Origin of the sequence: Streptomyces flaveolus (assembly GCF_000716535.1) — a bacterium.
GTDB classification, from domain to species: domain Bacteria; phylum Actinomycetota; class Actinomycetes; order Streptomycetales; family Streptomycetaceae; genus Streptomyces; species Streptomyces flaveolus_A.
Genome location: NZ_JNWV01000044.1, coordinates 31742 through 45855, shown reverse-complemented (window position 1 = coordinate 45855; position 14114 = coordinate 31742). Strand labels below are relative to the sequence as shown.

The 14114-nt window shown below is 70.9% G+C and carries 11 protein-coding genes; 1 reads left to right on the top strand and 10 read right to left on the bottom strand.

The window, feature by feature from the left end:
- Positions 1 to 10: 10 nt before the first annotated feature.
- The 6 genes from OO52_RS38500 to OO52_RS38475 form a co-directional block, all read right to left on the bottom strand.
- Positions 11 to 754 (bottom strand): class I SAM-dependent methyltransferase, encoded by a 744-nt coding sequence (locus OO52_RS38500; RefSeq protein ID WP_030654409.1) that lies wholly within the window; start codon positions 752 to 754, stop codon positions 11 to 13.
- Between the two features lie 98 nt (positions 755 to 852).
- Positions 853 to 2589 carry an amylo-alpha-1,6-glucosidase gene (locus OO52_RS38495; protein WP_030654412.1) on the bottom strand — a complete coding sequence of 579 codons (1737 nt, stop codon included), beginning with the start codon at positions 2587 to 2589 and terminating at the stop codon, positions 853 to 855.
- 73 nt (positions 2590 to 2662) lie between these two features.
- Positions 2663 to 3487, bottom strand: a complete 825-nt coding sequence (locus tag OO52_RS38490) for a carbohydrate ABC transporter permease (protein WP_030654415.1) — start codon at positions 3485 to 3487, stop codon at positions 2663 to 2665.
- Positions 3484 to 4467, bottom strand: coding sequence for a carbohydrate ABC transporter permease (locus OO52_RS38485; RefSeq protein ID WP_030654418.1), 984 nt, complete (start codon positions 4465 to 4467; stop codon positions 3484 to 3486). The genes OO52_RS38490 and OO52_RS38485 overlap by 4 nt, the downstream gene beginning before the upstream one ends.
- Before the next feature lie 10 nt (positions 4468 to 4477).
- A complete protein-coding gene (locus tag OO52_RS38480) occupies positions 4478 to 5719 on the bottom strand; it encodes a sugar ABC transporter substrate-binding protein (protein ID WP_030654422.1) in 1242 nt (413 codons plus the stop codon).
- Between the two features lie 137 nt (positions 5720 to 5856).
- Entirely contained in the window at positions 5857 to 6885 is a 1029-nt protein-coding gene (locus OO52_RS38475; protein WP_030654426.1) for a LacI family DNA-binding transcriptional regulator, read from the bottom strand.
- A 410-nt stretch (positions 6886 to 7295) separates the two neighbouring features.
- On the opposite strand from OO52_RS38475, the gene OO52_RS38470 reads away from it, so the two are divergent.
- The gene (locus OO52_RS38470; protein ID WP_234339899.1) at positions 7296 to 10961 is read left to right on the top strand and encodes a LamG-like jellyroll fold domain-containing protein; all 3666 of its coding nucleotides are present in this window, start codon (positions 7296 to 7298) and stop codon (positions 10959 to 10961) included.
- Between the two features lie 135 nt (positions 10962 to 11096).
- Here OO52_RS38470 and OO52_RS38465 read toward each other — a convergent pair whose 3' ends face one another.
- The 4 genes from OO52_RS38465 to OO52_RS38450 are packed head-to-tail and all read right to left on the bottom strand — an operon-like array spanning position 11097 to position 13991.
- Positions 11097 to 11510, bottom strand: coding sequence for a hypothetical protein (locus OO52_RS38465; protein WP_030654432.1), 414 nt, complete (start codon positions 11508 to 11510; stop codon positions 11097 to 11099).
- Positions 11511 to 11556: 46 nt separating this feature from the next.
- The gene (locus tag OO52_RS54085; protein WP_051818894.1) at positions 11557 to 12078 is read right to left on the bottom strand and encodes a protease inhibitor I42 family protein; all 522 of its coding nucleotides are present in this window, start codon (positions 12076 to 12078) and stop codon (positions 11557 to 11559) included.
- Entirely contained in the window at positions 12059 to 13642 is a 1584-nt protein-coding gene (locus OO52_RS38455) for a hypothetical protein (RefSeq protein ID WP_030654438.1), read from the bottom strand. The genes OO52_RS54085 and OO52_RS38455 overlap by 20 nt, the downstream gene beginning before the upstream one ends.
- 10 nt (positions 13643 to 13652) lie before the next feature.
- Complete coding sequence (locus OO52_RS38450; RefSeq protein WP_234337954.1) at positions 13653 to 13991, bottom strand: hypothetical protein; 339 nt, start codon at positions 13989 to 13991, stop codon at positions 13653 to 13655.
- Positions 13992 to 14114 lie beyond the last annotated feature (123 nt).

Sequence of the window (14114 nt, the reverse complement as noted above, 5' to 3'; positions counted from 1 at the left end):
GCCCACCGCCTCAGCCCGCGACCTTCTCCCACACGGACACGTGCTGCCGGCTCTCGCTGGTGAACGGCTCCCGCGTCCACCCGTCCCACCGCTCCCGCAGCCGCATGCCGGCCAGCCGGGCCATGAGGTCCAGCTCGGCGGGCCAGACGTAGCGGAACGGAACGGCCAGGTACGTGCCGTGGCCGTCCTGGACGGAGACGTGGTGGGAGCTGACGGACTGGCCTGCCACGTCGTACAGGTCGAACCCGAGCCGCCCCTCGCCCACCCGGAACGGCACGGCGTTCTGCCCGGGCGGCAGCCGCCGCAGGTCGGGCACGCCGACCTCGACGACGAAACAGCCGCCGGGCTCCAGATGGCCGGCGGCGTTGCGGAAGCAGTCCACCTGGGCGTCCTGCGAGGTCAGGTTCATGATCGTGTTGTAGACGAGGTAGGCGACCGAGAACGTCCCGTCGGCCTTGGCGGTCGCGAAGTCCCCGATCGTGACACCGATGCCGTCGCCGCCGGGCTTGGCCCGCAGCCGCTCGACCATCGCCCGGGACATGTCGATGCCGTGCACCTCGACGCCACGCGCCGCGAGCGGCAGGGCGACCCGCCCGGTCCCGACCCCGAACTCCAGCGCCCGCCCACCGTCCCCGGCCAGCTCCGCCAGCACGTCCACGGCAGGCTCCACGACCCGCGGATCGAACATCTCCGCCGACGACTCGTCGTACGACGCGGCGACGGACTCCCCGAAGTAACCGTCCTGATCGAGCATGCGCCTACGGTACGGCGCTTCGCCCGGCCGAGGCCCGTCATTTTCGACCGCGGCGCTCGGCACCGTCGCCGGAGGGCTACAAGGGAGTCCGGTGCCGGTCAGTCGCCGCCTCGTCGGACGTGGGCTTCGGCGAGGAGGAGGTAGCTGCCGGCCGTCCAGGTGTAGGCGCGGTCGCGCAGACCGGTTCCGGTGAGGGCGTCGAAGTTCTCCGCGAAGCCGTGGGTCTCGCACAGGGCGCGGAAGCGGGCGCTGATGTCGTCAGCCAGCCGGAGGTGGCCGGCCCTGCGCAGACCGTCCTCGACGAGGACGGTGGCGGGGGCCCAGATGGGGCCGCGCCAGTAGCCGTCGGCGAGGTAGTGCGGCGAGGTGGGCAGTTCGGTGGCCAGGCCGTACGGCGTCAGGTGGGCCTTGATGTGGTCGGCCAGGGCGCCGCTGACGTGCCCGGGCAGGTGCTCGCCCAGCACGATGGGCATCAGGTCGAGGAGGCTCGCGCTGCTCCAGGTGTCCCCGGTGCCGACTCCCCGGGCGACGAACCTCTCGCCCGTCCAGAGTTGGTCGAGCAGCGCCGCCTGGAGATCCTCCGCCACCCGCGTCCACCGCCGAGCCAGGTCCACGTTGCGCAACTCCGCCGCCAGCTCGGCGAGTTCGTGCGCCTGGAGGACTAGGAAGGCGGTCAGGTCGGCGGTGACGACGACCCGCTCCGGGTCGAACGTGGTGGCGTTGTCCCAGCCACTGTCGTTGCCGTGCTGGTAGTGGGCCAGTTCGGCCCCGGGAGCTCGCCGTGCGGTGAGCCAGAAGGTCGTCCACCGTTCCAGCCGGTCATAGGTCTCGGCGAGTTCGGCGGGGCTGGGAGGCACCGGCAGACGGCGGCGCAGGTGGCCGTGGGCCCAGCCGTGGATGGGCGGTTTCACGAAGTTGTACAGGACCTCGGAGTGGGTGACCGAGTCGGGCAGGGCACCGCTGTCGTCCTGGTGGTCGAAGGGCAGGGCGAACTGGTCCAGAGCGAGCTCGGGGCAGCCGGGTGCCAGGGCCAGCGCATTGAAGCAATGGTCCCAGCTCCACACCTTGTCCATCCAGTGCTTGGACATGAGTACGGCGGGCCTGGTGACCAGTCCCGTCGGTCGTACCGTCGCCGACCAGAGGACGTACGCGGCGAGTTCGGCGGCCGGGGTGGCCGATGAGCGCCAGGGCGCCACCGCCTCGGCGAAGTCCGCGAACGAACTCCGCGCGGACGCCTCGACCTCCTCGAAGGTCGCCGACGACGCGTACGGCGGGCGGGACGCGTCGAGCTCCTCCAGCGCGACCTCCCAGGTGCCGTCCGCGCCGGCTGTCGTGACGAGACCGCGATCGCCGCTGCCGAGCGCCTGGCCTCCGGCCGTGTGCGCCACGGTGCCGGACAACACGGTGACGCGGTAACGGCGTCCGGTCTCGTACGACGTGAACACGTGCGCGTCCGCTGCCGGGTCCCGGAAGAAGTACGTGCCGCTGAACGGGGTCAGGGTCTGCGCGGCCGCGGAGATCCTGATGTCCAGGCCCGTCCCGCGCAGGCGTACGGTGTCCGGCGATGCGTAGACGAGGTCGATGCGCCCGCCCCCGCCGATCCAGCTGAGCAGGCCGGGTGTCGCCTCGACGCGGGTCTCGAGGCGGTCGCCGGTCCCCGGGTGCAGGGGGGTCAGGCGCAGGACGGCGTGCATGCCGTTCTGGTGGGAGACGAGGTGGAGATCGTCGGCGTACGTCTTCTCCGCCACCACGGGCGAGATGTCGAACCAGGACCCTCGCGTGCTGAACGGGATGTCGTGGACGGAGAAGGCCGGACCGGATCGGGCGGCGGTCATAAGGGATGACTCGTTTCTCGGGCTGGGGCGTCCACCGTCCGACGCGCGGACGGTGAAGCCGTGAGGAGGGGGTTCAGTCCTTGACGGCACCGGCGGTCACGCCGGCGGCGACGTAGCGCTGGGCGAGGACGAGGACGACCGCGGCCGGCAGGGAGGCCACGACCGCGGTGGCCATGATGGCGTTCCACTGCTGGTTGTTGTTGCCGATGTAGTGGTAGATGCCCAGGGTGATGGGCTCGTGCGCACCGCCGTTGACGAGCGTGCCGGCGAAGACGAAGTCCGACCAGGACCACAGGAAGGCGAACAGCGACACGGTGACGACGGCGTTGCGGCTCATCGGCAGGACGATCGACCAGAAGGTGCGCAGGGGCCCGGCGCCGTCGGTCCTCGCGGCCTGGAGCAGCTCGCCGGGGATGCCGGACATGAACGCGGTGAAGATGAGCACGGCGAACGGCACGGCCAGGGTGGAGTCGGCGACGATCAGGCCCGGGACGGACTGGAGCAGGCCGAGCTGGAGGTAGATGGCGTAGAAGCCCATCGCCATGATGATGCCGGGGATCATCTGCGCCGCCAGCAGGAGGAAGCTCAGTATGCCGCCGCCGCGCGGCCGTAGCTTGGCCAGGGCGTAACCGGCCGGTGCGGACAGGGCCACGGTCAGCACGACGGTGCCCAGGCCGATCACCAGGCTGGTGCCGAGGTAGGGCAACTGCTCGTCGAGGACGGTGCGGTAGCCGGCGAGGGTGCCGTGGACGGGGAACAGGTCCGGTGGGCTCTTGCGCATGTCCTGGTCCCGGGTGAGGGAGACGTTGAACATCCAGTAGACCGGGAAGAGCATGACCGCGGTCAGCAGCAGGCCGGTGGCCGTCTTCACCCACGTACGGTTGGTGCCGCGGTTCATGACAGGGCCCGCTTTCGCTGGACCCGGACGTAGAGCAGGCCGAACACCAGGGCCGCGACGACGAGCAGGTTTCCGACGGCCGCGCCGGGGCCGAAGGCGGGCAGCAGGTTGCCGAAGCCGAACTGGTAGGACCAGGTGGCGAAGGTGGTGGACGAGTCCGCCGGGCCGCCCTTGGTCATGATCCAGATGATGTCGAAGACCTTGAGCGTGTAGACCAGACCCAGCAGCAGCGTGATCGCCGACACCGGGCGCAGCAACGGGAAGGTGACGCGCCAGAACCGCTGCCAGGAGCCGGCCCCGTCCAGGGCCGCCGCCTCGTACAGGCTCGCGGGGATGGACTGCAGGCCGCTGTAGAGGACCACCAGGTTGAAGGGGACGCCGATCCAGATGTTGGCGATGGTCACGGAGGTCAGCGACCACGACGGCGAGGTCAGCCAGTTGACCGGGCCGACGCCGATGACGTGCAGGGCGGCGTTGACGATGCCCGAGTCGCTGTTGAGCATCCAGGACCAGGTGGAGGCCGACACGATCAGCGGCAGCAGCCAGGGCACCAGGAACAGGGCGCGCAGGGTCGCGGACAGCCGGAAGTGCTGGTTGAAGAAGACCGCGAGGGCCAGGCCGATGGCGTACTGAAAGGCCAGGCACACGGCGGTGAACACCACGGTGTGCAGCAGCGCCGGGGCGAAGGCCGGGTCGTCGAAGACGGTCCGGTAGTTCTTCAGGCCCGTGAAGGGTGCGTTGCCCTGCACGAAGGAGCGGACCGTGTAGTCGCGCAGGCTGAGATCGATGTTGCGGTAGAGCGGATAGGCGTAGAAGAGAGCGAGGTAGAGGGTCACCGGGGCGAGGAAGCCCCAGGCCGCCCACTGCGTGGACGCGGGACGGCGCCGTGTCCCGCGGCCGGCCGGCGGCGGAGCGTCGGTGGCCGCCGTGTTCCGGCCCCGCGCGGGCCGGGAGTCGGGCGGATGTGTCGTCTGCTTCACCGGGCCCACGTCACTTCACCGAGGCCTGTGCCGAGGAGAGCGCGTCCTTGGGCGACTTGGACCCGCTGAGGGCGGACTGGACGGCCTTCCACAACTGCTCGGACATCTTCGGGTACTTGGTGCCGAGGTCGTCGCTGGTGCGTCCCTTGGCCGACTTGACCGCCTCGACCCAGGGCTTCAGCTCGGGGTTCGCCTCGATCTGCCGCTGCTGGACCTCGCCGGTGGGGGCCACGTAGGAGAGGGTGGTGTCGGTGTCGTACAGGTTCTGCGTGCTGGTCAGGCAGGTCGCCAGCTTCGCGGAAGTGGCGTAGCGGCCGGTGTCGCCCTGCACCGGGATGGTGACGAACTCGCCGCCGGTCGGGGCCGCGGCGGTGCCTCCCGAGGCGCCGGGGATGGGCAGCACCCCGTAGTCGAGCCCGGCCTTCCGCGCATTCGCGAGCTGCCAGGTGCCGTTCTCCGCGAACGCGTAGTCGCCGCCGGCGAACTCCTGCCAGCTCGTCGTCTGGGTGTTGTTGAGCACCGAGTTGGGTGCGTAGCCCCGCTTCAGCCAGTCCTTCCAGAGCGACAGGGCGGACACGGCCTGGGGCGAGTCGAGTCGGGCCAGCTCGGCGCCCGCTCCCCAGAACCAGGGCAGGAACTGGAAGCTGCCCTCCTCCGTGCCGATCGCCGAGAAGGTGACGCCCTTCCTGCCCGCCTTCTTGACCTTCTCCAGCGCGGCCGTCAGCGACGTCCAGTCCTTGACCGAGGCGATGTCCACCCCGGCCTCCTTCAGCACCTTCTTGTTGTAGTAGAGGGCGAGCGTGTTGGCGCCGATCGGTGTGCCGTACGTCTTGCCGCCCGACTGGCCGGCCGCGAGCAGGTTGGGGTCCACCTTCGAGGTGTCGAGCCTGGTGTCGGCGGTCGTGGTGAGCACGCCCGCTTCGGCCAGGGTCGGCACCACCGGGTTGTCCACGACGAGGACGTCCGGTGAGTTGTCCTGCTGGGCGGCCAGCAGCGTCTTGTTGCCCAGGTCGCTGGTGTCGAAGCCGGTCCGCTTGATCTTCACCCCGGCCTGGGTGCCGCACTTGTCCAGCAGCTTCGTCCAGGCCGAGGTCTTGTCGAACTGCGGGTACGGGTCCCAGACGGTGTAGGTGCCACCGTCCGCGCCCTTGCCGCCGGTGCTGCCCGAGCCGGAGGAACAGGCGGTGCCGACGAGGGCGACTGCTGTCGACAGGGCCGCGGCGGCGAGGAGCCGTCGGGAGGAACTGTGCATGGCGGGTCCTTCGTTCTCGGCACACGGGTGCCGTGGGAGAGGGGTGGTCAGGGGCAGCGGGCACGCCGGACGGCGGCGGTGAGGGGACCGGGTGCCCGGTGTGAGGTGGCGGAAAGAGCGATCGGAACCGATGCGGATCAGGGTGCCGAGGCGGAGTCGCCGGTGGCGGGCCCGGTGCTGGCCCGCAACGAGATCGGCGGCGTGAGCAGGTGGTGCCGCGGGGGCGCGTCGGGATGGTCGAGCCGCTCGACGAGCAGGTCGACGGCGCGGCGGCCCATCTCCGCCGCCGGTACGTCGGCCGCGGTGAGCTGCGGGGTCACCGTCTCCGCCCACCGGGCGGCCACGATCCCGGTGACGGAGAAGTCGCGCGGCACATGGCGGCCCGCCCGGGCGAGCCCGCGGTACAGCCCGCCCAGCGCGGCCTCGTTCAGCGTGACCAGCGCCGTGGTGGCCGGATCGTCACGCAGGATCCGCTCCACACACGCCTGGCCCGAGGCGGCGTCGTCCCCGCAGCAGTACGTGCGCACGCTCAGCCCGCGCTCGGCCGCCGCCTTGGTGAACCCGTCCAGTCCCCGGTGTGCCGACTCGTATCCGGACCGCAGGAGTTGTTCGGGCCGGTTGACGAAGGCGACCCGGTGGTGGCCGAGGTCCGCGAGATGGTGGACGCACGCTTCGGCCAGCGCGGTGTGGTCCAGGCCGACCCACCAGCCGTCCTCCGGGTGGGCGGTGCGGCCGATGGCCACGGAGGGGAAGTCCAGGGCGGCCAGGTGATCGACCCGGTCGTCCTCCAGCCTGATCTCCATCAGGATCGCGCCGTCGACCCGCCGCTCCCCCAGCAGCCGCTGGAACGAGCGGTCGCTGTCCACCCCGCTCGGTGACAGCAGCACGTCGTAGTCGTAGGCCGCGGCGGCCTCCACCACGCTGCCGATGAAATCCAGCTGCATGCCCGTGTAATGGTTGCCGGCGGGCGGGAAGACCAGCCCGATCGTGCTGGTCCGGCCGTTGGCCAGAGCACGGGCGCTGGCATTGGGCCGGTACCCCAGCTCGTCGATGACCTGCTGGATCTTCCGACGCGTCTCCTCCGACACCGGACGCTTGCCGCTCAGCGCGTACGACACGGTGCTGCGCGAGACACCGGCCCGCCGGGCGATCTCACCGATGTTCACGGCGACTCCTTGCTCGAACCGGTTCGACACTCTTGGGAAATGAGCGACCGCCGGCCCTCAGGGGCTGGAAAGAGATAGGGGGCGAGGACCGGCCGTCGAACCGGTTCGCGTGAAGTGAAGGTAGGAAGGCGACGCACGGGTGTCAACACCTCGGACACGCAACGCCGTGACAGCCTCAACTCCCGTAGTCCGCCGTGTCGGAGGGATTGATGGTCGCCTGTCCCGGTGCTAGCTTCGCCGAACCGGTTCGATGAAGCGATGGCACCGCCACCCCCGTGTCCGCCTGCCGTACGGCACCGGAGCACGGGCCGCCGTTCCCGGCTCCCTCACGAATTCGCCCGGCTTCTCGACGCATCGCGTGCGAACCGGTTCGACGACTCTGCCCACTCAGGCGATTGAGGACGCGATCGATGACATCCGCTGACAGACCCGCCCGGCGACGCCGGGTCCCGGCCGCCATGGCCGTCGCTCTCGGCGCGGGGCTGCTGACCGCGCCGGCCGCCGCCGCACAGGCGGCGGACCCGCCCCGGCCGACCGCCCACTACACCTTCGACCAGGACGACCTCGCCGCCGGAAGGATCGCCGACAGCTCCGGCAACGGGCTCACGGCGAGCCTGGTGAACGGCTCCACCGCCCAGTCCGTCGCGGGCACGGACGGCGGCAGGGCTCTGGCCCTGCCCGGCGGGGCGCCCGACTCCGACGGCGCGTACGTCCGTCTGCCCCGCGAAGTGCTCGGGGACGCGGCCGACCTGACGGTCTCCGCCCGGGTGAAGTGGAGCGGTGACGACGCGTCCTGGCAGCGCGTCTTCGACCTGGGCACCGACACCACCAAGTACCTGTTCACCACCCCGTCCGACAACGGCGGGGTGCTGTGCACCGCCGTGACGACCGGCGGAGGTGGCGCCGAGGCCAAGGTGAGCGGCTACGCGGCGCTCCCCGCGGACCAGTGGCGCACCGTCACCGTCACCCTCGACAGCTCCGCCCGGCGCGTCACCACCTACCTGGACGGCGTCGTGGTCTCCTCCGCCGGGACCGACGTCAAGGCCCGTGACCTGCTGGACGGTTCCGCCACAGCCGCCGGTTACATCGGCAGGTCCCTGTACCCGGACCCGTTGTTCAAGGGAGCGATCGACGACTTCGCCGTGTGGCACACGGCGCTCACCCCCGAGCAGGTGGCCGGCACGGTCGGGCACGTGCCCGGCCTCCAGCAGCTCTCGCGGACGTCGTTCGACGTCCGTACGGCGGCGGGGACCGCCCCGTCCCTCCCGGCCGCCGTCCGCTCCTCCTTCTCCGACGGCTACGACCGCGACACGCCGATCTCCTGGGACGGCGTACCGCCGGAGAAGTACGCCCGACCGGGAACCTTCACGGTGGCGGGAGCCGCGGCCGGGCGCCCGGTGCGGGCGACCGTCACCGTCGTCCGCGAGGGACAGCTGGAGGTCGACCTCGGCTCGGACACCGGCGCCTTCCACGGCGGCGCCTCCGGCACCCTGTACGGCGTGTACGGACCGGACGTCCCCACCAACAACCTCATCGAGGGCATGGGCCTGCGCACGGTCTCCACGAAGGCGCAGGACGGCCCGCAGCACCCCGGTGCCGACGCGCTGGAGGTGGTCGGGCCGCTGTCCGACTCCACCGACGGTGACGTGTACATCTACATGACCGACATCCACCGCAGCTTCCCGTACGAGTGGCCGGGCGACACCCCCGCGGAGAAGCTCGACCTCTACGAGGAGAAGATCGCGGGGCAGGTCGACCAGGTCCTGCGACTGCCGGCGAAATACCAGGACAACATCGTCTTCGTGCCGTTCAACGAGCCCGAGGGCAACATGTTCGGCACCGGCGAGTGGAGCTACGACAAGGTCAGCTGGCTCGACGACCCGCGTGACTACTTCGCCGCCTGGGACGACGTCTATCGGCTCATCAAGGGGAAGATGCCGAAGGCGCGCATCGCCGGCCCCAACACCAGCGTCCTCTACGACCAGGTGAAGGGCTTCCTCACCCATGCCCTGGCCGCCGGCACCCTCCCCGACGTCATCACCTGGCACGAGCTGAGTCACCCCGAGGCCGTGCGCGCCGACGTCGCCAGGTACCGGACGTGGGAGAAGGAGCTGTTCAAGGGCACCAGTCGTGAGGGCACCCGGCTCCCGGTCAACATCAAGGAGTACGCCTTCAACTACCACACCTCCGTCCCCGGCCAGATGATCCAGTGGGTCTCCGCGATCGAGGAGTCCAAGGTGGACGCCGACATCGCGTACTGGAACATCGACGGCAACCTCTCCGACTCCGCCGTGCAGTCGAACCGGGGGAACGGCCAGTGGTGGCTGCTGCACTCGTACGCCTCGATGAGCGGACACACCGTGAAGGTGACGCCGCCGTTCCCCGGCGAGAACTACACCATGCAGGGCGTCGCCGCACTCGACGAGGACAAGCGGCAGGCGCGGCTGCTCTTCGGGGGATCGACGGGCAACGGCCACATCACCTTCGCGGGCGTCCCGAAGACGGTCTTCGGGGACCGGGTCCACGCCTGGGTGCGGGAGATCGAGTGGAGCGGGCAGATCGGCGACTCCTCCGGCCCGAAGCTGCTCACGGAGACGAACCTGGAGGTCGGCGACGACGGAAAGGTCGCCGTCGACTTCGGCGACGGCGCGCTGCCGAAGCTGAAGGAGTCCTCGGCGTACGAGATCGTCCTCAGCCCGGCCGGCAAGGCGGAGGGCACCCAGTCCCCGCCGGTGCGCTGGCAGGCGTCGTACGAGGCGGAGGACGCCGCGCACACCGGATCCGGCTACTCCAGGAACGGCCCGGAGGGCTCACCCCGTGACGTGTCGAAGTTCTACACCTCCGGCGGCTACGACGTGGGCGGCCTCCGCACCGGCTCGGACGTCACGCTCGACTTCACCGTGGACGCGCCCGAGGACGGCACCTACGACCTGAGTGTCTTCGCCAACTCCCTCAACACCTTCGACAAGGTGAGGGAACAGGGCCCCACCAACGTCTTCCTGCGCGTGGACGGCACGGCGGACAGCGAGCGGGAGCTGCACCTGCCGCTCGGCTACAAGTGGGTGGTCTGGGACCACACCGACACCACGATCCACCTGACCAAGGGCGAACACACGCTCACGCTCGCCGCCAGGAGCCTGGACGGCGAACGCGCCACCAAGGGCGACGCCATCGTCGACCGCATCACCCTCTCCCTCTCCGCCACTTCGGCCGCCACCCAGGTGTACGAGGGCGAACTGGCCTGGCTGGGCGGTGGGGCACGGCCCGTCCACGACCTGCCGAAGCGGGCCGGAACCCCCGCGACGGGCTCGGGCGCGGCCCGGCTGGAAGGGAACCAGACGGCCACGTTCTGGGTCTACTCCCCCGCCGACCGCGAGGCCACCCTCCAGGTCGACACGCTCGGCGGCGCGAACGCCCGGCTCTCCGTGAACGGTCACGACGTCCTGCACCTGACCAAGGGCAGGCAGCGCGTGGCGGTCTCCCTCTCGGGCGGCATCAACAAGGTGACGGTCACGGGCGGTTCGTCCGCCACCCTGGTCGACCGCCTCACCGTCGCACCCGGTCAGGGCACGCTGGAGGCGCGCACCTACGAGGCGCAGGACGCCGGTCTCGCCGGCACGGCCACCCTCACCCCGCTCTCCCTGGCGACCGACGGCACGGCGATCACCGGCATCGGCGGCGCACCGGGCAACGGGAACACCGCGACCTTCACGGTAGCCGCCGACCGGACCGGCCTCTACGCACTCCGCATCCGCTACTCCAACCCCGAGCAGTCCCCTGCCACGCACTACAACCCCGACCCGCTCGCCCGCCACGCCGACATCACCGTCAACGGCGGCGAGACGCGGCGCGTCAGCTTCCCGCACACCTTCCACCAGGACAACTTCTGGGAGCTGAGCGTCCCGGTCCGCCTCACGAAGGGACGGAACACGATCACCTTCCGCTCGGAGGAACTGCGGAACTTCGACGGCACCACCTACGCCTCGGACACCTTCCCCGGCATCCTGCTCCGCTCTCGCCACGCACCGCTGATCGACCGGATCACCGTCGCGCCCTACGCGCGGGAGGTCCGATGAGGTGATCTCCGCCGGCGGCCGAGGCGCCGGGTGTGTGCAGCGAGGCACCGCCCGAGCCCCGGCCGGGCCGGGGAGCGGCCGCCGATGTGCGTTCAGGAGTGCGTACCGCTCCGTCGTCCCGGACGTGGGACACGACTACGCACGCCGGTCCCGCGACCGGGTCAGCCGCTTCAGTTCGATGATGGTCGCGACGGCGTGCAGCCAGGTGGCCGCGGTGTCGTCCGCGGCGATCCCGCCCGCGAGTCCGGTGCCGGCCCGCAGCCACTGCCGTACCAGGCCGGCCGCCTCCCGGCGGGGCAGGGGCTCGGGCAGCTCCGCGGCGCGGGCGAGTCCGCCGGCACGCACGGTGTCGGCGAGGAAGGCGACCGAGCGCGGCTCGGTGCCGAGGCGGTCGAGGACGACGGCTGCGGCCGCGGCACCGTCGCCGAACAGGGCGGTGCGCCGGGGGCCGGGCCCGGCGGTGAGGCCGTACCGCAGCAGGACGGTGATGTCGAGCCGGGCCAGTTCGTCGTCCGTGCGGTCCGGCGGGTACGGGGCGTCGTCGTTCATGGCGGGGCCTCGGGTGTCTCGTCTCATCCGACTGGTCCGCTGCGGCTCAGCCGACGGTGACGGTGTAGGTGATGCGCTCGGGGGCCTGGGAGGGGGCGGCCGACCCCGTGGTCGGGGTGGCGGAGGGTCCGGTCGTCGCGGGGGGCACGGTGGAGGTGTTGCCCTGGCAGGTGGAGAACGTGCAGTGCAGCAGCGTGAACCGGGTGGTCCCCTTGCCCTTCGCCTCGAAGGTGAAGGTGAGCCGGCCGCCGGCACCGGGCATCGGCTCGTCGCCGGAGTCCGACGCGTAGTCCTGGCCGCGGCTGACCAGCACCGAGCTGTCGGGCTTCGGGTCGACCAGGTACCAGTACTCGCGGGTCGAGGCGTTCTGGCCGACGGTGAGCGTGAAGCGCTCCCCCGGCTCGGCGGTGATGCTGGTGTCCTTCACCGGGTGGCTCGTCGGGCGGCTCGCGGTGCTCTTGGAGCCGTCGGCCGGTTCGTCGGTACCCGGGCCGCAGGCCGTGGCGAGGGCGAGGAGCGCGGCCGCCGCGAGCGCGGCACCGCCCCCGCTACCGCGGGAGGTAGACACTGTACGCGTTGGGGAGATCACTGGTGGAAGCCTTGCCCATGTGGCCGTTGATGAAGTCGTCCTCGCTGACCCAGGTGGTCGAGCCCCAGGGGTTGTACACCTGAAGCATGTCACCCTCCTGGGCGATGATGGTCATGGCGTGGGCGCCCTCCTTGCCCGAGACGTCGACCGGCACCGGATGCCCCTGCGCCACCGACTTCTCGACCTCGGTGAGGACCGCCCTGCGGTCGGCGGCGCTGTTCAGGTCCTGCCGCTCGTAGTCCGTGCCGGTGGCACCGCCCACGGCGTCGTCGTTGATCCGTTCCTGTCCCTCGGGACCCATGCCGCCCCAGTTCTTGCCGCCGTCGCCTTCGGTGTGCAGCCGGTGCTGTTCGGCCACCAGGCGCTGCCTGAAGGCCTCGGGGTCGTCCTGCTGCCCGTCGGGGCCGCCGGTGAGGTCGAGCGCGTAGAGGGGGTCGACCATGGCGCGGGAGGTGACGGTGGACGAGGCCACGCAGGTGCCCTCGGAGCCGTCGCCGCCCTGGATCCACCGCTGGCCGTCGAACGTGACGTAGTCCTTGTTGTTGTTCGAGCCGTCCGGCGCCAGGCCCTCGTCGTTCATGCTGTCCGCGCGGGTGACCACGGGAGTGAGGTGCCGGCGCATCCAGTCGGGGTCCTTGCCGTGGATCTTGCCCTGGAACGTCCCGATCTCGGCGACGCTGTGGCCGGCGGCCAGGGCCTTCATCAGGTAGGCCCGCTCCTGCGGGCTGTCCGACTTCGCCAGCATCCGCTCCATGGCCGTCTCGTCGTCGAGGCTCAGCAGGTCCATGCGCGCCGACGCGCGCGCCAGGTCGCCGGCCGTGAGGATCTCGTTCAGCTCGGCGTCGGCGCCCGCGACGCCGGTGTCGGCGAGCATCAGCTTGTCGACGGCGGTGAGTTCGCTGGTCTCCATCTTGCCGGCCCGTGCCTCGGCGGCCCACTTGTTCAGGTCGCGGGCCGCGACGCGGGTGGCCTCCTGCGCGTCACAGACGGCGGCGTGCATCAGGTCGACCGCGTAGGAGCCGAAGTGGGCGGCGTTCTTGCGGTCCCACTCCTCCTCGTCGTTCTCGTGCAGGTCGTCGAAGAACCCGTCCTTGCCGCCGAGCGTCTTCTTCTGCTCCAGCAGCTGTCCGCGGCCCCGCTCGTCCTTGCGCTGCGCGGCGCCGATCGCGTCGGCCAGCGTCAGCAGCACCGTCGCGCATCCCTGGAACGCCTCGCTCATCTGGGTCGCGGACCGCGCGGCGGCGTTCACCACGTCGGAGGCGAGGACGCTCGTGTCGCCGACCCACACCTCCGCAAGACCCTTGCGGCCCACCCGGTCGACCTGGTCGAAGACGCCGCCGACGTGGTCGACCTGGCCGCGGTAGAGGCTTGCCAGGCTTTCCAGCAGGCCGGGGTCGCCGCCCGGTTCGGGCACCGAGAGGGCGTCGTCGATCAGGTCGAGGAGCTCGTTCTTGCTCCCGGCGGCGAGCATTTTCTCGGACAGCCCGGCGAGCCACGCGAGGCGGAAGGAAGGGGAGTCGAGAGGAGAGGAGAAGAACGACACGGTCGTTTCCTCAGTAGCCCGACAGGGCCGAGGTGCGCCCGCCCTGCGCCGATGTGCCGGTGAGGCCGCTCGTGCCGCCGGCGGGCACGCCGTCCACGTGCGTCTTCACCTGGCCGTCGGTGCCGTGGTAGGTCTTCTTGGCCAACTGCACCTTGCCGCCGAGCTCGTGCAGTGCCGACGCCAGTGTCCTGGCCTCCGCCTCCCAGGCCTTCACGAACGCGTTCAGCGCCGACGCGGCGTCGTCACCGCCGACATCGCCGTACGAGTAACTCGTGCGGGACCTGACGGCCGAGCTGACGGCGTCCATGTCCGTGCCGGCGTCGTCGAGTTGCCGGGCCTGCCCGGTCATGCCTGCTCTGACCTGGTAGCCGTCCGAGCCCACCGTGCCTCCCCCGTATGCATGCGGCCGTGACCGCGGGCAGGCTAACACGCACTCCCTGTACGAAGATCACACGTCGTCGGCCCCCCACAC